Source organism: Ammoniphilus sp. YIM 78166, from assembly GCF_004522215.1.
In the GTDB taxonomy this organism is placed as follows: Bacteria; Bacillota; Bacilli; order Aneurinibacillales; family RAOX-1; genus YIM-78166.
On the sequence record NZ_SDLR01000003.1, the window covers coordinates 77,756 to 95,273 of the forward strand.

The 17,518-nt window shown below is 46.3% G+C and carries 15 protein-coding genes; 8 read left to right on the forward strand and 7 right to left on the reverse strand.

The window, feature by feature from the left end:
* Positions 1–142: 142 nt before the first annotated feature.
* From EIZ58_RS11845 to EIZ58_RS11860, 4 genes are all read right to left on the reverse strand, one after another.
* Positions 143–1,114, reverse strand: a complete 972-nt coding sequence (locus EIZ58_RS11845; RefSeq protein ID WP_205672222.1) for an aldo/keto reductase — start codon at positions 1,112–1,114, stop codon at positions 143–145.
* Between the two features lie 386 nt (positions 1,115–1,500).
* Complete coding sequence (locus EIZ58_RS11850; RefSeq protein ID WP_240689051.1) at positions 1,501–2,403, reverse strand: NAD(P)-dependent oxidoreductase; 903 nt, start codon at positions 2,401–2,403, stop codon at positions 1,501–1,503.
* Positions 2,404–2,439: 36 nt separating this feature from the next.
* The gene (locus EIZ58_RS11855) at positions 2,440–3,279 is read right to left on the reverse strand and encodes an aldo/keto reductase (protein WP_134701042.1); all 840 of its coding nucleotides are present in this window, start codon (positions 3,277–3,279) and stop codon (positions 2,440–2,442) included.
* 39 nt (positions 3,280–3,318) lie between these two features.
* Positions 3,319–4,167 (reverse strand): NAD-dependent epimerase/dehydratase family protein, encoded by an 849-nt coding sequence (locus tag EIZ58_RS11860; protein ID WP_134701957.1) that lies wholly within the window; start codon positions 4,165–4,167, stop codon positions 3,319–3,321.
* 467 nt (positions 4,168–4,634) lie between these two features.
* On the opposite strand from EIZ58_RS11860, the gene EIZ58_RS11865 reads away from it, so the two are divergent.
* The 5 genes from EIZ58_RS11865 to EIZ58_RS11885 all read left to right on the forward strand — a co-directional run bounded on the left by EIZ58_RS11865 (position 4,635) and on the right by EIZ58_RS11885 (position 10,682).
* On the forward strand, positions 4,635–5,204 hold the full coding sequence (locus EIZ58_RS11865; RefSeq protein WP_134701043.1) for an SF0329 family protein: 570 nt from the start codon (positions 4,635–4,637) through the stop codon (positions 5,202–5,204).
* Positions 5,205–5,266: 62 nt separating this feature from the next.
* Entirely contained in the window at positions 5,267–6,172 is a 906-nt protein-coding gene (gene rbsK, locus EIZ58_RS11870; protein WP_134701044.1) for a ribokinase, read from the forward strand.
* Positions 6,173–6,865: 693 nt separating this feature from the next.
* Positions 6,866–7,885, forward strand: coding sequence for an ABC transporter substrate-binding protein (locus EIZ58_RS11875; RefSeq protein ID WP_134701045.1), 1,020 nt, complete (start codon positions 6,866–6,868; stop codon positions 7,883–7,885).
* Positions 7,886–7,905: 20 nt separating this feature from the next.
* A complete protein-coding gene (locus tag EIZ58_RS11880; protein ID WP_134701046.1) occupies positions 7,906–9,648 on the forward strand; it encodes an ABC transporter permease in 1,743 nt (580 codons plus the stop codon).
* Complete coding sequence (locus EIZ58_RS11885; RefSeq protein ID WP_134701047.1) at positions 9,645–10,682, forward strand: ABC transporter ATP-binding protein; 1,038 nt, start codon at positions 9,645–9,647, stop codon at positions 10,680–10,682. The genes EIZ58_RS11880 and EIZ58_RS11885 overlap by 4 nt, the downstream gene beginning before the upstream one ends.
* A 70-nt stretch (positions 10,683–10,752) precedes the next feature.
* On the opposite strand, the gene EIZ58_RS11890 is transcribed toward EIZ58_RS11885, so the two are convergent.
* Both EIZ58_RS11890 and EIZ58_RS11895 read right to left on the reverse strand, forming a co-directional pair.
* Entirely contained in the window at positions 10,753–11,940 is a 1,188-nt protein-coding gene (locus tag EIZ58_RS11890) for a Ger(x)C family spore germination protein (RefSeq protein WP_134701048.1), read from the reverse strand.
* A gap of 7 nt (positions 11,941–11,947) precedes the next feature.
* Entirely contained in the window at positions 11,948–13,357 is a 1,410-nt protein-coding gene (locus EIZ58_RS11895; RefSeq protein WP_134701049.1) for a spore germination protein, read from the reverse strand.
* Positions 13,358–13,477: 120 nt separating this feature from the next.
* Between EIZ58_RS11895 and EIZ58_RS11900 the strand changes: the two genes are divergently transcribed.
* From EIZ58_RS11900 to EIZ58_RS11910, 3 genes are read left to right on the forward strand one after another with little or no spacing between them, the layout of a single operon-like run.
* Positions 13,478–14,455: an AAA family ATPase gene (locus tag EIZ58_RS11900; RefSeq protein WP_240689052.1), complete on the forward strand. Its 978-nt coding sequence runs from the start codon at positions 13,478–13,480 to the stop codon at positions 14,453–14,455.
* On the forward strand, positions 14,455–15,657 hold the full coding sequence (locus tag EIZ58_RS11905) for a DUF58 domain-containing protein (protein ID WP_167577637.1): 1,203 nt from the start codon (positions 14,455–14,457) through the stop codon (positions 15,655–15,657). The genes EIZ58_RS11900 and EIZ58_RS11905 overlap by 1 nt, the downstream gene beginning before the upstream one ends.
* Positions 15,614–16,912 (forward strand): DUF4129 domain-containing protein, encoded by a 1,299-nt coding sequence (locus tag EIZ58_RS11910; protein ID WP_134701051.1) that lies wholly within the window; start codon positions 15,614–15,616, stop codon positions 16,910–16,912. The genes EIZ58_RS11905 and EIZ58_RS11910 overlap by 44 nt, the downstream gene beginning before the upstream one ends.
* A gap of 113 nt (positions 16,913–17,025) precedes the next feature.
* Here EIZ58_RS11910 and EIZ58_RS11915 read toward each other — a convergent pair whose 3' ends face one another.
* Positions 17,026–17,508, reverse strand: a complete 483-nt coding sequence (locus tag EIZ58_RS11915; protein ID WP_134701052.1) for a hypothetical protein — start codon at positions 17,506–17,508, stop codon at positions 17,026–17,028.
* Positions 17,509–17,518 lie beyond the last annotated feature (10 nt).

A 17,518-nucleotide genomic window follows, 5' to 3' on the forward strand; every position in this document is an offset into this window, starting at 1 on the left:
AGTCCCACTGAACCTCGGAATAGGGGGCTCATACAAACCTGGGGATAATGTCACAGGGGCTGATGTAACTAAAAAAAGGACCAGAAAAACCTTCATACTGGCCCTTTTTTATATACAACGAAAGCTATCTATTAATTATTGGTTAACCTTTCGTTATCCTATCCAGCTGATCTAAGATTTCCTTGTCTAAAATTATTTCCTTGCTCTGAATAATGTCTTCTAGCTGTTCCTTTTTAGTTGCTCCGACTATAGCCGATGTAATGATTGGATTATGCAACACCCAGGAGAGAGCGAGTTGAGGAAGGTTCACGTTCAACTGATCAGCAATCCTTCCGAGCTGATGCACCTTTTCAAGATTCTTTTCTTGATGGAGTAGATCGAGAAGACGCTCTTCACCGGCTTCAGCACGAGAATCGCTTGGAAATTCGGTGGCGGATTTATACTTGCCTGAAAGCAATCCGCGCGCAAGTGGACTATAGACGATCACGCCAACCTGCTCAGACTGGCAGAAAGGAAGCAATTCTTTCTCAATGTCTCGAACCAATAAACTATATTGCGGCTGCACTGCTTCGAATCGCTCCACCCCCATTTGAGCACTGATCCCATGACATTTTGCAACCTGCCAGGCCTGGAAATTGGAACAAGCAATATAGCGGACTTTGCCTTGCCTAATTAGGTCATCAAAAGCGCGAATGGTTTCTTCAAATGGAGTGTCAGGATCAGGGCGATGGGCGTAATAGACATCGATGTAATCGGTTTGCAGACGCTGCAGGCTATCCTCAACGGACTTCATAATATGTCGGCGATTCAGTCCAGCGTCATTAATTCCTGAACCCATCCTATTGCACACTTTTGTTGCGATTATCACATCATCTCTTCGACCCTTAAGGGCTTTTCCTAAGATGACTTCAGCCTCCCCGAGCTGGTCGAATTTGCCATTATCCTGCCCGCGACCATACAGATCTGCCGTATCAATCATATTGATGCCGTTTTCAAGCGCAATGTTAAGAATTTCTAAAGAAGACTGTTCATCAATCCACCTTCCAAATGACATGGTGCCAAGGCTAATCTCGGAAATTTTTAAGCCTGTGTTTCCTAGTCTCTTCATCTTCATCTTCATTTCACCGCCGCTTCTTTTATATAGAGTTCGTTTTTATCCAGGATCGGATTTAGTAAGGGTGTTGAGATCTCCGATACTGCCGCCCATGGTTTACTAGAACAAAGGGGGGCTGTTCATTAATCTCTGTGGTTGATAGGCTCCATCAACTGCCTATAATGCACAATGCATTGTTCATTTAGAAAACCTGCGTTCCATTGCGATTCTTCATGCGAATAAAACCCGCTTACCAAGACTCATTTCATCATGGAGGATGGGGAGAAGAAAGAGGTCTCAGAACGGGTTCGCACCTGGGAAGATGCTAATGAACCAAGTGGCGTCCACGGGAGAAAAGTGCTCTTATATATGCGTTGTTTGAATTCGGGATCAGAAAAACCTCAAGACTAGAGGTTTTTCTGATCGTGTTTCTTCACTTCTACATTTGCCCATTCTTCATAGAGCTTTACAACCGAACACACATCTTCTTTGCTGTAGCCCTTGGACATGCCCATTTGCAGCATTTGGCGCACCAAGGATAAAACAGGAACCGGAATGTTCATGTCCGCTGCAATATCCACGGCTAAGGTTAAATCTTTATGCATCAATTCTGTAGCAAAGTTGGGATGAAAGTCGCGGTTGATCATTTTGGGAGATTTGGTATCCACCATTCCGCTCCTTGCACCACCCCCGTTAACCACCTGGACAAACAGCTCGGGATCTATGCCAGCTTTTGCGGCCATGACGATGCTCTCGGATAAGGACAGTAAGTTGATGGCGGCCATCGTATTGTTGGCTAACTTGATATAAGACCCAGCTCCAGACTTCCCCATGTAGAAGGATGCCTTTCCCATGACTTCAAATAAAGGCAGGCACTTCTCATAAATTTCCTTCTTGCCGCCCACCATAAACGTCAGAATCCCTTCGATGGCTTGAGGCTCACTTCCCGTCACTGGCGCATCGAGCATGTCGACTCCGATGCCCGCCAATTGATCAGCCAGCTTTTGGCTGGTTTTTGGAGAAATGGTGCTGCAATCCATTACAATCTGGCCTGCTTTGGCGCCTGCCAACACACCGTTTTCTCCTAATATGACTTCTTCTACTGCACGGTCGTTAGATAGCATGGTGATCACAATGTCACTATGTTGCGTAGCTTCCTTGGGTGAGGAGGCGACGGATGCTCCCGCTTCCGCCAACTTCAGCGAACTTTCCCGTGAACGGTTATAAACCATGACATCATATCCTGCTCGCAAAAGATGCGTAGCCATCGGTCTTCCCATCGTGCCTAGTCCAATAAAACTAATTTTCATGATCGCTGTCCTCCTGGATTTATCCATGTGTTTGATCTAAACTCTATTCATATCATCAGGATCTGCAAACATTCGTTTATCCTGATTCAGAGCGTTAATTTGATCCATATCCTCTGGTGTAAGCTCAAAGTCAAAGACATCCGCATTTTCAGCAATGCGATGAGGCTTGACGGACTTAGGGATGGTCACGACTCCCGTTTGGATATCCCATCGGATAATGACTTGGGCTGTGGATTTATTGTATTTCTTTGCAATCTCAACTAAAGTAGGGTCTTCAAGAAGTCCGCCTTGCATTAAGGGAGACCAAGCTTCAAGCTGTATTCCGTGCTTTTTGCAAAAGTCATGCAATTCTCGTTGATTGAAGCGGGGATGATATTCCACCTGATTGACCATCGGTATCATCTCACAGTTGGCCATGATATCTTCCAGATGATGAATCTTGAAATTACTTACCCCAATGGCACGAACCCGTCCATCCTTGTAAAGTTTTTCAAGTGCTTTCCACGTTTCTACGTATTTTCCATGAGAGGGAAGAGGCCAGTGAATTAAATAAAGATCCAAGTAGTCCAAGCCTAATTTCTCCATACTCTCATCAAAGGCAGCGAGGGTCGTTTCATACCCCTGATTGGCGTTCCAAACCTTCGTTGTAATAAATAGCTCTTCCCGAGGTATATTAGACTCGGCAATGGCACGGCCTACTCCTTCTTCATTTCCATAAATAGCAGCGGTATCAATGCTTCGATAGCCTGCTTCCAGAGCAGCTTTAACCGAATGTACAACTTCTTCGCCATCGGTTACTTTGAATACGCCTAAGCCAACCCAAGGCATTTTTACGCCATTGTGTAGAGTTGTCGTGCTCTGTAAATTTTCTAGCATAGATCTCCGTCCTTTATCTCGTTTTTAGTCAATCCAAGCTTAAAGCAACACATAATTTCGCCACTGATGAACGGGCTTCCAATTTAATAGTTTCTTAGCTTTTTCACTGCTTAATAAGGATTCAAAGCCTGTTAAATCTTTGCGGAACTCTTTTACCGCTGGATAACAGGTTTCCATGAGCAGCTTGCTCTCGATATCCATGCTTGTATCATCGGCTGCAAGATTAAGGGCAACAGAACCAAGACCATCCGTTTCCACTGCTAATCGGAAAGCTGTTGCTGCATCTCTTGTGTCGATATAACTCCACAAAATGGTCTTTCGCTGTTCAGGCTTATGGATAAAATCAGGAAAATTTTTATACATTTCTGGTGAAATGACATTACCCAATCTCATGGATACGACTTGCATACCCGTTCTTTGGTGGATCATATCGGCTGTTTTTTCATTTACAATCTTGGATAATCCATAGCTTTCTTCCGGCAGTTGCGGATGATCTTCATCCATAGGCACATATTGCGGCTGTAAATTTTGTTTGGAAAAACAGATCCCATAAGAGGATTCGCTAGATGAGATAACAGCCTTTTTGATTCCTAGTTGGCCAGCAGCTTCTAAAATGTTATAGGTAGACATGACATTATTTTGAAACGTCACTTCATTGGGGTGAGAGTAAGCAACGGGAATGGCCGCAAGGTGAACGACTGCATCTGCACCGGCTAATACTCCATATACTTGGCCAAGATTCGTTAAATCGGTGATGACTGTTTGGCAGAGCGCTTCTTTTGGATGTTTAAGATCGGCATTAACCACATCATATCCATGATGTAAAAATTCTTTTATTACATCTCTGCCAAGTAGGCCGCTTCCGCCTGTGATGACTACTTTCTTCATCATGTAATCCCTCATTTCCTCGTAGCTAGCTACTTAGTTTATCCTTTGCACAAACTAAGTATATACAAATTTTATAAAATTGGCAATTATTTGGTGGGATTTGATTCCTTTCCAGTAAGAAGATGATCCCGGAAAGAGTTTGTAAACTAATTGCCTGAGGAACAGAGAAAGCAAAGCTGGAAATGTACACGAAACCTAACGGCAATTCCTAAGACATAAAAACTTTCAGTCGATCATGATGGATATACATATTGTACTATATGGGTTTTCATAAATGAAAAAGGAGCTTTTTCTTAGTGACACGATTTAACATGTGCTTCAATGTTTTTGCTTCGGGGATACCCCCTCAGGTAAGGGACTGTCCCTCAGTTGAGTAAAGCACGAAAGTGAAAGTTTACTTGTATTTTGTATGATCCGATGTGTTGGTTATTGTATTATGGATATAGTATGGATCACAGGAGGATTACATGACTTGGAGCAAAGTGAAGCAGCATCTGGAGAGTTTTCTCTGTCCTGCGTTATATGGAAGAGTGGAATACCGTGCAACCGGCTACCGTTATTTACCTGATAAAGCAGGACTTTGTTATATTTCGGTAGATAAAAAGAACGTACTCAATATGAATGATAAAACTACCTTAATCAGATGGTATCAGACGGAGTTGGAGATTAAGAATGACTCGGGCATTGAAATTCCTATTAACAATGAAGAACTGGAAGCAGTCAAAATAGATACCAAGGGGGTAATACCGGAGGATCGTCTAAAAGTAATAGCTAGAAATAGAAAAATATCTGAATATGCAAAGGAGCTTTTGTCGGCACAGTCATCCTTAAGTAAATCAAATTTTATGGATGTAGCGAATAAGTTTCTATCCATTTCTATAGAGGAAAGCCTAGAGAGCAAAGATATCTTATTGAATATCCTTGCTCTGGTGGATAGACGAGTGGGAAAAAAGAGAATTTTAAACATGACCGAGAAGATGAAGTTAAAGCATCCAGTAGTGCAGTATTTTTATGAACTGCGGCTTAGTACGTTATGAAAATGCGAAATAGGGTTTAATGACAAGTATCACCCTAGCGATAATATAGGAGGCTGACCCAATTGGTTAAACATGCAAAGATTGTAGTCGTAGGAAGCATAAACATGGATCTTGTGGTATCGGCCCCGCGAATCCCGCTTCCTGGGGAAACCATCATGGGAAAGGAGTTTGATACGATCTTTGGAGGAAAGGGAGCAAACCAAGCCGTTGCAGCGCGACGGTTAGGTGCCCAGGTTGATTTGATTGGGTGTATCGGTGATGATGCATTTGGCCAGGATATTCTTACTCATCTGTCTAAAGAAGGGGTAGGAGTGGAGCACATTGCCCTCACACAAGTCGCCACAGGCGTGGCCCTGATTACGGTAAGCGATGCGGGAGAAAATGCTATCGTGGTATCACCCGGTGCGAACTCGAAGTTAACCCCTGAGCACGTGAAGAACGGGGAAGAACGGATTCAAGAGGCGGATATCGTGCTTGTTCAGCTGGAGATCCCTATCGAAGCGGTAGAAGAAGCGATCTTACTGGCTAAAAAACACGGGGTCAAAGTCATATTAAACCCAGCTCCAGCGAGAGATTTACCTCATTCGATCCTGAAAAATATAGATATCCTCACACCCAATGAGACAGAAGGAAGAATACTTTTAACCCAAGACGCTAACAGTCAGCTTCGCGGAGAAGACATTATCCAAAGGCTAAATCAAAAAGGGATAGATAAAATCCTCTTAACTCAAGGGGCACACGGAGTAAGCTATAATGAAGGATCGCAGGTCCGACATGTCCCAGGCTATCAAGTGAAAGTAGTGGATACCACAGCAGCCGGGGATGCGTTTAATGCTGGATTAGGAGTAGCATTGGCGGAAGGCTTCCCGTTTGAAGAGGCAGTAGATTTTGCCCAAAAGGCAGCGTCTCTAGCCGTGACAAAACACGGTGCCCAGCCTTCCCTGCCGTTCCGAAGCCAAATAAACTGAAAATGATTAGGCACTTGGATGATTCTGAGTGTCTTCTTTCTATATGGTCCTATAGAATAAATGGAGAAAATCCACTTATCCGAAAAAAAGCAAGGAAAAGAAGAAAAATAAGTGGAGTTTTGTTAACTAAATCTTGAATAAGGCTTACAAATATGGCTTTCGAAGCTAATAATTGGAGTTTTTCCACCTATAAGAAGCATCTTATTCTTTTTTTAATCAATAGATGGAAAATTTCCATCCATTCATCCTTGTTCACTATAAATGTGTCTATCAGCGGTGTACTTTGGTGATCATTGTCTTTGAAAATACCCGGTAGGGGGTAACTGGTTTGGATGGTAAGAAAGGATGACCACTAGTCGTCTAACAACAGAGAAGATCGTAAGGAGGAGAAGATGAAATTAGAAAATATAGCCATGCCGCTTTCCATTGTGATCCTAGGTGGATGCATTGTACTATCAGCTTGGATCGGTACAGAAGGGGCAAGTGATCATTAACGGCAAAGTGCTTTACGATAACGACCATAGTTTCATATTTATCATGACCGATTGTGTAGGTGCACATCGGTCTTTTTGGCATTTCCTTATCAATCCAATAATTTATATTTTCCATACAAAACTCAAGACTCCAATTTATATTTTCTTAATATAGGAGAAGTACAATGAATCTGTATCTATTCCAAGGAGGAATTCTTTCATGCGTACAGGAAAATTTTTAACTCTAGGTTTAGCTGCTATGCTCATGCTTGCTGGTTGCGGAAATCAAACCCAGGAAACGAGTGCGGCTAAGGAAGGAGTCCAGGCTCCAACAGGTACCCTGTCCTTTTACACTTCCCAGCCCGATGAAGACGCGGCTGCACTAGTCAAAGGCTTTAACGCGAAGTATCCAGAGGTAAAAGTAGAGGTTTTCCGTTCCGGTACAGAGGAAGTCATGAGTAAGATTCAAGCGGAAAACCAAGCGGGTGAGGTACAAGCAGATGTCCTGCTTGTGGCGGATGCCGTGACGTTTGAAAGTCTAAAACAGCAAAATATGCTCTTGTCTTACCGTTCGCCCGAAGCGGACAAGATTCCAGCGGGCTTCGTCGATGCAGATGGGGCGTATAGCGGGACAAAAGTGATGGCTACCGCGTTGGTAGTGAATACGAAGACGGGGAATCTACCAGATTCCTGGAGCGTGCTCAGCGATCCGGCGACCAAGGGGCAAAGCCTAATGCCAAGCCCGCTTTATTCCGGAGCAGCGGCATATAATCTAGGAGTTTTTACGAGAACGAATGAATTCGGATGGGATTTTTATCAAGCGATGAAGGCCAACGAAGTCACGGTGACTAAAGGAAACGGTGCCGTTCTTAAAGCGGTTGCCGGCGGAGAGAAAAACTACGGGATGGTCGTAGACTTTATTGTCGCTCGCGCGAAGGCAGAAGGTTCTCCGGTGGAATTGGTTTATCCGAAGGAAGGGGTTCCCGTGATTACAGAGCCGATCGGGATTATGAGCCAAACGAAAAATGAAATCGCCGCGAAGGCGTTTGTCGACTTCGTTTTATCCCAAGAAGGACAGGAACTGGCCGCAGCCCTTGGTTACACTCCGATTCGTGAAGGGGTCAAAGCCCCTGAAGGTTTAAAGAGCATCCGTGAGATCCGCGTGCTGGAAGGAAAGATTGCGGAGCTATACCAGAGCAGGGATCAGGACAAGCAGGAGTTTTCTCGCATTTTTGAATAGACATCTTGGAGGAAAATCGAATGTTTCACTTGCTGACTGAACGCGTAAGGATGGGAAGGCGCACACGCCTCACCCGTCCTTTTCCCCTGTGGGCGGGGACTAAGAAGTGGGGAATGATGGCTGTCGGAGCCCTCCTTATTTTTTTTGTCTTGCCGATCTTAAAGCTGCTTTATCTCAGCTTTTCAACGACCGAGGGACTCTCACTCGCGAATTATCTGCAAGTTTTGCAGCAACCCAAAACCTTGAAGACGATTCATAACACGCTTCTTATCGTCTTCGGCTCGACGTTTTTATCCGTTGGTTTGGGCGTTTGTACCGCTTGGCTGATCGCGTATAGCGATATCCGAGGGAAGAGGATCGTCTCCATGCTGATCATGCTATCTTTCATTATTCCCTCCTATGTGGCGACCTTGTCGTGGACACAGCTGATGAGCCCCAATGGCTTGTTGGCCCAAGGATTAGCCAGTCTTCCGGGGAATGGGAGGCCGTGGAATATGTACAGTTACTCGGGAATGATTTTTGTGATGGGCATTCATCATTTTCCTCTGGTGTTTCTGCTAACGGTCAGTGTCCTGAAAAAAATTCCGCGGGATCTGGAGTGGGCCTGCCGCGTGGCAGGAGCGAACCGCTGGACTACATTTCGAAAAGTTACCTTACCCCTTGCCCTGCCAGGGATCGCCAGCGGGGGACTATTAGCCTTTCTCGCGAGTTTAGACAACTTTGGGATTCCTGCTTTTTTAGGGATTCCCGCGGACATTCGTGTACTGAGCACGGCGATCTACGAAGAAATCATCGGCTTTGGGCCTTCGGCTTTTGCTAGGGGAGCGACGCTTTCTGTGCTGTTAGGTGTGGTTGCACTGGCGGGCATGGGGCTGCAATGGCTGTTGCTGCGAAAAAGCAAACAGGTGGAAACCGTACAAGAAGACAATCAGCCTCGCTTTTCGCTTGGCAGGTACCGTGTCCTGGTCGAAGTCGGGGTCTATACCGGACTGATTACCCTGATCTTTGTTCCGCTCGTGTCGATGATCCTCGCTTCCTTTGTACGGGCTTACGGCTTGGATTGGACGTGGGAGAATCTGACGTGGAAAAACTACCGCTTTATTTTGTTAGATAGCCCTAAAGTACAGAACGCTCTCTTGAACAGCTTGATGCTGGCAATCGTGACCATGGGCGTTTGTCTCGTGGCCGGTACGGCCATCGCTTATGTACGAACGCGCAAGCCGTCTTTTTGGACGAAGGCGATGGAGCTTGCAGTGGGCTTGCCTTATGCTCTGCCAGGTGTGGTCTTTGCCTTAGCGATGATTTTTACCTGGATGGAGCCTATCCCGGGCTGGAATCCAGGCATCTACGGAACCGTAACCATCCTCATCATCAGCTATATCTCAAGGTTCATGATTCTGCAAGTTCGCGGAAGCATGACTGCCATGCTTCAGGTCGACCCCTCGATGGAAGAAGCCGCTCAGGTCTGTGGGGCGAAAGGTTTAGTTAAGTGGCAGCGGATTCTTCTGCCCTTACTGCTTCCTGGGATGCTCGGTGGGGCTTTTCTCGTGTTGCTTACTGCTTTTACCGAATTAACGGTGTCCTCCTTGCTGTGGTCAAGCGGATCGGAAACCGTGGGTGTGGTCATATTTAATTTTGAGCAAGCTGGTGCAACGACCTATTCAACAGCTCTTTCTAGTTTGATTGTGATCGGGATTTTGATCGTAATGATAGGGGCGTATGCGTGGCAAAGGCATTGGAAAAGAAAGGGGATGCGAGCATGAGTATACAGCTAGATGAGGTGAGCAAAACCTTTGGCGATTTTGAAGCGCTCAAGTCTGTTCACTTAACGTTTCACCCTGGGGAGTTTATCGCTATTCTGGGTCCATCGGGCTGCGGCAAAACGACCTTGCTTCGCTTGTTGGCAGGGTTTGATTCACCAACATCCGGCGAAATTCATATGAGCGGACAGCTGGTTGGAAAGCGTGGCTACGCGCTTCCGCCGGAAAAGCGCAACATTGGCATGGTGTTTCAATCCTTTGCGCTTTGGCCGCATATGAAGGTGAAGGAGCAAGTGGAGTTCCCGCTGCTTCACCACAAGGATGTAAGTTCAGAGCTACGAGCTCACAAGGAAGAACGGGTCGAGGAAGTGTTGGATATGGTCGGCTTGAAGCATTTAGCCAACCGCATGCCGAGCGAGCTGTCCGGTGGACAGAAGCAGCGGGTCTCGCTGGCCAGAGCGATCGCTCCGAAGCCATCCATGCTGCTGATGGATGAACCGCTGAGCAGTCTCGATGTGGAGCTTCGTCTAGAAATGAGAAGAGAGATACAAGAACTGCACCGTCTAACCCAAGCGGGAATCATCTATGTGACGCACGATCAGGGAGAAGCCTTAGCCATGGCAGATCGCATCGTCGTCATGAAAGAGGGAAAGGTTGAACAGATAGGCACCCCGCAAGACATCTATGAAAATCCTCAAACGGTTTTTGTTTCAACATTTGTAGGCAAGGCCAATCTAATCCCCGGGGAATGGAGAGGGAACCGATTTCGCCCGGCGGTGGCGTCCAATGGAGAAGGGGAATGGGTGCATCCGGGCATGGCTGTGGCGTTTCGAGAGCAGCAGCTTTTTCCAGTGCGTCCGGAACAATTCCTCATGAGGCGAGAAGGTCCTGGACTCCGAGGTTCGATTGTAAATCTGCAGTATCAAGGGAAGGAAATCTACTATACCGTAGACATCGGTACCCAGCAGCTAGAGGTTCATGGATCCATTCAAAATCCTTTCCGTATGAGAGAAAATGTGTATTTGCGGTTGAGGTAGGGGAGGATACAGGATTCCCATGATCGCCAGTTCCGCATGAGTCGAGACTGGCGATCGATTACCCCGACCTTTATCTGTCTCGTCCATTCACTAGGTTGCTATTCTTCACTCGTTTATTTTTAATCGAGGCGGCATGGGCAATATCGAGATCGACATCAATTTTTGCTAGGGTACCCTCCTGAAGTAAGACACGTTGGGGGGATGAAGTCGTTTTCCATACTTGAAAGTGGTTTCGATAGAGATCATGTTCCAAGTTAAAGAGATCTGTCCGGGTTTCTACCGCTTTCTCGAATAGCGTCTCTATTTCTTTTTTTATGGTGTCGGCTGTTTTCTCCGTTAGTTTTTCGAGTTTTAATAGTTCATTCTCACTGCGATTGACGATATAACCATTTCCCTTTATTTGAATCTGATATGTAGGTTTATCTTTCTGATCCAGGAGGGTGAACTCATATTTTGGTTGATCCAAGACGACTTGGACAGCGGGATCTGATAGTGAAGGCACAGGGATGCCGACTCTGACTGTACCCGGTCTGATCCATCTAAGCCCTTCGATCTCTTCCATCGTCAGAAAACTCTTATAGGACTGTTTTTGAAGAAAGAATGCCCCATTAATATATAGCTTTGGATCGCTTTTTCCGTCTTGTTCCCAGCTTTTTTCCTTGATGCCAAGTGAGGGTATGCTTAAGGTAAAGCCTGGTTCATACAGTTCTCTTGCAGCCTGATACAGCTGGATGGGTCGGATGAGCGAGGCTTGTTCATACGTGCTTAAGGGTTCATGCAGCAGCGTACTCAGTGGAGATTGGCCGAAGAAGCCCTTTGTGGTTAATATCTCCTCCATCGGTTCTACGGTACCAAACACCCATGGCGTCATGCGGAATTCATGATATCGAACAAGGCTATCATGAATTTTAGGGAAGTCCCCCTTTTTTAGCACCGATTCGCTTAAGACAATCGCTTCCATATGCGCCCAGAAAATCCGTTCCTGTGCCGTTTGGTAGACATCGAAAATCGCCTCTTCTAACGATTTCCCCTCGCCTAGACCGACGGTTACTAACGTGGGTTCCTTAGAACTGCCTTCCGATTTAGCAACCGAAGAGAAGGATAAAGACTGAGCATAAACTTTATATTTATCCCCTTTGTGGTCAATTCCCAAAGCCGTTACGTAATGAAGATCCTCAATTCTCTTCGCGTCCGTGCATCCCGTAAGGAACATGAAGACAAAGTTGATCACCAGAAGGATCCGAAGCGTATGAACCATAACCAAATCACCCTTTTCGCTTTTTCAGAATGTTGGCGGAGTATTTTTTTCTCTTAAAGGGATTCATCACTAATGCAGAAAGAAATTCTTTGACTTGTAAAGAGGACATTGGCTCTAGGTACGCCATACCAAAGGACTCTAACCTAGTTAGATAAATGAAAATGCCAAACATCGAAAGAAAAAAGCCGTAGATTCCGAGCAGGGCGGAAACTAAGATGGTAACAATACGTAAGATGCTCACGGTTCCCGTGAGGGATTGATTGACCAGAGCAAAGGTCGACACGGCAGATATCGCCATGACAACCAACATGATTGGAGAAGCAAGCCCTGCACGGATGACGGCGTCTCCAATAATGATTCCACCGACGATACCAATGGTTTGTCCTACCGCCTTGGGCAGGCGGATACCCGCCTCTCTTAATAGCTCAAATAAACCCAGGAGCAAGAGAGCCTCGAGAACGACGGGGATCGGAAGACCTTCGCGGGAAGTTACCACCGTGGCTAAGAGACTAAAGGGGATTTGATCAATGTTTACGCTTGAGAGGGCGATCCAGAAGCCTGGAACGAAAATGGCAAACAATAACCCAAGAAAGCGCAACCCCCTTTGGAAAATAACGAAATGATAAGGAAAATGAATATCCTCCGGAGATTTAAGCAATTCGAAGACATTAATTGGCCCGATTAAGACCATGGGCGAGCCGTCGATAATCAGGACAAATCTCCCTCGCAACAGGCATTCTATGACAAAATCGGGACGACCGATATAGTCGAATAACGGGAACAGGGTGAAGGTTCGATCCGATATCCATTGTTCAAGTTGGCCGCTGCTGACTAAGCTCTCAATCTGAAAAGTCTCTAAACGATGACACACCTCTTTTATCATGTCCGGATTCGCTTTATTTGCTAAATAAAGAAGGGAAACCTTTGTAGGGGAAATAGTGCCAATCTGAAATTGTTCATTATATAGCTCGCTTGTTTTTAATCGTTTGCGAATGAGAGATACGTTGATGGATATCTCTTCTGTAAAAGCATCCTTAGGACCCTTAATAGAAATTTCGGTGTTGGATTCAGAAGGTTGCCTTTGCGGAACTTTGGAAATATCAACAATCAGGAAGTTCGTAGCTTTCTCTTTGTAAAACACGAGGTTTCCAGACAACAGGATATGAACCATTTTTTCCATAGAATCTACGGTTTGCATCGGGGGCAGTTCCGTATCGCTGAGACTTTGCCCTCCCGTCATTATGTAGTGATAGACATGGGCGAAATACTCATTATATTGAGTCATGTCAACCATACCTTCACAATAGAAAGCTGTGATTTTATCCGACTGTTTCGCTTGCTCAACAGTTGGAAATTGGATATCAGCATGATGCTCAAAATACCTCTTGAGCTTTTCCTCGTTTAATTTTCCTTTCATTAGATCTTCATTGAGGGCTGCCAGCAACTTTGGAGCAGCCGTTATGGGTGCTCCTTTTTGCTATGGTTGTGCGAACACAATGGCGGATTTATGATAAACTGATGGAGGCTAAAATCTCGTTTGAAAGGATTTACTCTCTTGGATACCACAATAGCCCCTCTATTAGAAAAAGTGACAACAGAACTATCAAAGGTGGTGATCGGTCGCCGACATGAAACCAAGCTTCTCTTAACTGCCCTGCTGTCTAAGGGTCATATCCTGCTAGAGGATTTGCCCGGAACAGGGAAGACCACACTCGTGAAGGCTTTTGCTAAAGTATTGGACTGCTCCTTTAGCCGGATTCAATGTACTCCGGATCTTCTTCCATCAGATGTCCTTGGCATGTCCATCTATAATCCGAAAACTGCGGAGTTTACGTTTAGAACGGGACCGATTTTTAATCAAATTTTACTCGTTGATGAGATTAATCGAGCCCTTCCTCGAACCCAATCGAGCCTGCTAGAGGGGATGGAGGAGCATCAAGTGACGATCGAGGGAGAGACACGCTCCCTGCAACAGCCCTTTCTGGTCATGGCCACTCAAAATCCAATCGAGATGGAAGGGACTTTTCCCCTTCCGGAAGCGCAGATGGATCGATTCTTGATGAGAATCAAACTCGGGTACCCGAGTAGGGAAGAGGAAGAAGCGATGCTTAAAAAAGTGGGGGATTCGCTTCCGTTTCATGCTTTGGCCCCCATCTTAACACCAGCCTCCATCCTTTCTCTACAGGAAGAAGCCACGAAGGTGTTTGTTCACGATGAAGTCATTGAATACTTGGTCTTACTGGCACAGGAAACCCGTCATCATCCTCTCGTGTCTGTCGGTGTCAGCCCTCGAGGCAGCAAAGCTCTCTATAAGGCGCTCAAAGCCTGGGCTCTCTTAGCGGGTAGGAACCATGTGTTACCTGATGATGTCAAGGAACTCGTTCCGTATATTTGGGCCCACCGCATGGAACTTACGATGGAAGCCTCCGTTTCGGGGAAGGAGCCCCAGGCGATTTTACACGAGATCCTGGAAAAAACACCGATTCCGCTTCAAGCCACAGGGAAAACGCTATGATGGAGGAACAAGACAAAAAGCCCAGTCAAACGAGTATCTTATTTGAACGGTACATGATTTGGGGCGTCCTCTTGCTCCTTATAGGTGCTCTTTGGTTTCAACACGTTCAGCTCCTTGTCGTATCGTGCTTTCTGATGGCCCTATCCCTTATTATCAGGTATTGGAAAAACGAGTCCCTTGAACGTTTAAAGCCACAGATCGAGCTAGATCGGTCTCGGATCTTTGCCGGAGAATCCTTTTTCTTAACTTGTTCCCTAGTTAACGATAAATGGCTGCCTCTCGTTTGGGTGGAATGGGAGCCTTTACAACGTGCGGAACATGTCCGTTGGCAAGATGGGGCGGAGCATTCCGCGGTGATCCGCCTTTTATGGTTAATGGGCTATCAAGAGGTCAAATGGAGAATGGAGGGACAAGCCCTAAAACGGGGGGTCTATCCGCTTGGGAGGATCCGACTTCGATCCGGTGATGGTTTTCGTTTCGCTGAGAAGGAAATGGATGTCGAGCTCATGAAAGATCTTTACGTCTATCCCTCCATCGTTCCCGTTGCCGTTCCTTCCTTGTCCTTTGTTTTCCAATGGGGGGTTAGGGGGACGAAGGGAGGGATTATGGAGGATCCGACGCAAGTAAGCGCGATTCGGGAATATCAAAGTGGTGATGAGTTTCGCCGGGTGGACTGGCAATCGAGTGCCAGGACGGGGAAGCTTCAGACTAAAGTGTTCCAGTCCGTTGTCCCTCGACGCTTGATGCTAGCCATTGACACAGAAGGCTTTGATCAGGCGCAAGACGACGTCTTCGAAGGGATGCTGTCCGTGATCGCTTCGGTTGCACTCGCTTATCACCGTCAAGGAATTGAGGTGGGTCACGCCTCGTCTATCCCTCCCTCTGGCCAACTCACTCCGTTACTCGACGACTTGGCGCGTTTAGGACCGGAAGGACGGGGGAAGGAAAATTTATTGGAACGCCTCTCTTTGCATGGGGGATTATCAGCGCCGGTCTTTTATTTTTGTCACAACATACGTAAAGAGCATGTCCAGTGGATGCAGAAGCATCGAAAGATCGCCTCTCATGTCCTTTTTTACTACCTGGAGCCAACGGAATGGTCCACGTGGTTAAAGGGACAAGCCAAGCCCATACAGCAGTTGCAAGGAGGGAAGGCTCTTGAGTCCAAGATCGGCCTGGAAACGAATCATCACTTTATATAGTGAAACGGTTTGGATTTATTTCGGATTAGCCCTGTATGCCAAAATTGAATGGCAAATTACCCAGCCGCTTCACCCAGGACTACTCGCCATCGCTTGTTTAACGGGCTTTCTCAGTCAATGGCTTCTCGGGAAGTGGAGAATGTGGAATGCCCTTTTCGTCCTACCTATACTCTATTGGGGATGGAGTTCAACAGCTCACCTAGGGTTTAGCTATGCCGGCTTCGTCTTGTTTACCGTACTGTTTTTATTTGTTCGTAGCAGCTGGTTGGCCTACCGTGAACCCACGAGAAATCAGCTTCTGTTACGCTTAGAAGGGAATATCATTTGGTATATCCTGTTTTTATTGGTGATTCACGCTCATCCTGAAGTAAGCGAACGAACCCACCTTCCCTTTGTGATTGGCATTTTGCTCAGTCTCGTGGCCATGGTCCTTACACTCCATCCCGAACAAACGGAGCAAGATCACATTCAGGTTCGAGTCGTCGGAGGCATGACCCATCTCACGCTCCCTCTCCTAGGGATCTTCAGCCTAGCCATTGTTTTTACCTTATTTGCCCTACTTCCGATCGTCCGAAACGGACTGGTGTCCTTGTTAAAAGGCATGGGGGAGACAGGCCTATGGCTGGGAAATGGGATTTTGAAGGGGTTCGTTTGGCTCCTTACTTTATTCCCTGTAAAGGAGGAACCCAGCGGGATCCTACCCGCTCCCGTACCTGAACCTCATCCTCCGGTATCAGAAGGAGGCATGTTGCAGGCGATTCCTTTTCCTCTGGAAGCTGTGGGTGTAATTTTGGCTTTGTTCGTGTTAGGAGCCATCTGGCTCATCTCCCAACTCAAACTGAAAAAATGGAACGCACCCACGATAACAACCTCCGTCATACGTATTCAGAAACAAGCTTTCTGGAAAACCCTATGGCGTCGTTTTCTCACTTACTGGAAACAATGGATGGGAAACTGGAAAAGGAGACTTCCTGGTTATGATAGACTGCCCATCTACCGGGCGTTCCACCTCCTCGAGCGATGGGGGAAAAAACAGGGTTTCCCTCGTTTACCGGCAGAGACCCCACGGGAGTATGCCCTTCGAGTGAGTCACCAGGTGGCGATACCTGATGTAATAGAGTATAAAGGTAGAGAGTTTCCATTGCGAGAAGGGGTAAGAAAAGTAGGAGAGAGCTTTTCCCACGCCTACTATTCGCCTGACAGAAAGATGGAGGATGAAGATTGGGGTCCGTTGTTATGGTATTTGAGGAAATGAACGACTATGGATTGTATTGGGCCTAGCAGACAAAAGGGTGATTCCTTGAGGACGGTTTTTCTGACCTTAGGGACATCCTTTTTGCAATTCATGGGTGAACCCAACAATTATCCTTAATTAAACCCAAAGTTCAGGGCGATCATCTGTGGAATACGGACCACTCTTCTTCGTCCCGTTTCTCCGTCTACGATCACAATAAAATCGCAACCTACTCTAGCAAGCGTACCGGAAATGGAAGAGGAGCCTTCCAATTCTACATCGACGGCTGAAGCGGTAGTAAAAGCAACTACAGTTCTTCCAATTAAGGGTTGGATTGCATGCGTGAAGGTGATATTTAATTTGCCTCGTAGTGAACGGAAGGACCGGCTAGGTCTGGCTTTTCTAAGTTGTCTATTGGGTACTCTTCGAAGCTCTACAACCTCAGCCATTCGAATAATACCCGTTGAACCATTGATATCGAGGACAAAAAAATCGATTCCTACACCGACCAGCCGTCCTTCAAACGAGATATTCGGTCCTTCTTCCCCTTGTCCTGTCGTCGTTCCAGAGATGCGACTGCCAATCAATCTCTGTAGAAGCCGTTTGAAGCTTAACATCTCAACAACA

Bases quoted from the DNA above. Each gene is read 5' to 3' on its own strand.
- EIZ58_RS11845 (WP_205672222.1), bottom strand. From the start codon at position 1,114: ATGAAGATGAAGAGACTAGGAAACACAGGCTTAAAAATTTCCGAGATT.
- EIZ58_RS11850 (WP_240689051.1), bottom strand. From the start codon at position 2,403: ATGAAAATTAGTTTTATTGGACTAGGCACGATGGGAAGACCGATGGCT.
- EIZ58_RS11855 (WP_134701042.1), bottom strand. From the start codon at position 3,279: ATGCTAGAAAATTTACAGAGCACGACAACTCTACACAATGGCGTAAAA.
- EIZ58_RS11860 (WP_134701957.1), bottom strand. From the start codon at position 4,167: ATGAAGAAAGTAGTCATCACAGGCGGAAGCGGCCTACTTGGCAGAGAT.
- EIZ58_RS11865 (WP_134701043.1), top strand. From the start codon at position 4,635: ATGACTTGGAGCAAAGTGAAGCAGCATCTGGAGAGTTTTCTCTGTCCT.
- EIZ58_RS11875 (WP_134701045.1), top strand. From the start codon at position 6,866: ATGCGTACAGGAAAATTTTTAACTCTAGGTTTAGCTGCTATGCTCATG.
- EIZ58_RS11880 (WP_134701046.1), top strand. From the start codon at position 7,906: ATGTTTCACTTGCTGACTGAACGCGTAAGGATGGGAAGGCGCACACGC.
- EIZ58_RS11885 (WP_134701047.1), top strand. From the start codon at position 9,645: ATGAGTATACAGCTAGATGAGGTGAGCAAAACCTTTGGCGATTTTGAA.
- EIZ58_RS11890 (WP_134701048.1), bottom strand. From the start codon at position 11,940: ATGGTTCATACGCTTCGGATCCTTCTGGTGATCAACTTTGTCTTCATG.
- EIZ58_RS11895 (WP_134701049.1), bottom strand. From the start codon at position 13,357: ATGAAAGGAAAATTAAACGAGGAAAAGCTCAAGAGGTATTTTGAGCAT.
- EIZ58_RS11905 (WP_167577637.1), top strand. From the start codon at position 14,455: ATGGAGGAACAAGACAAAAAGCCCAGTCAAACGAGTATCTTATTTGAA.
- EIZ58_RS11915 (WP_134701052.1), bottom strand. From the start codon at position 17,508: ATGTTAAGCTTCAAACGGCTTCTACAGAGATTGATTGGCAGTCGCATC.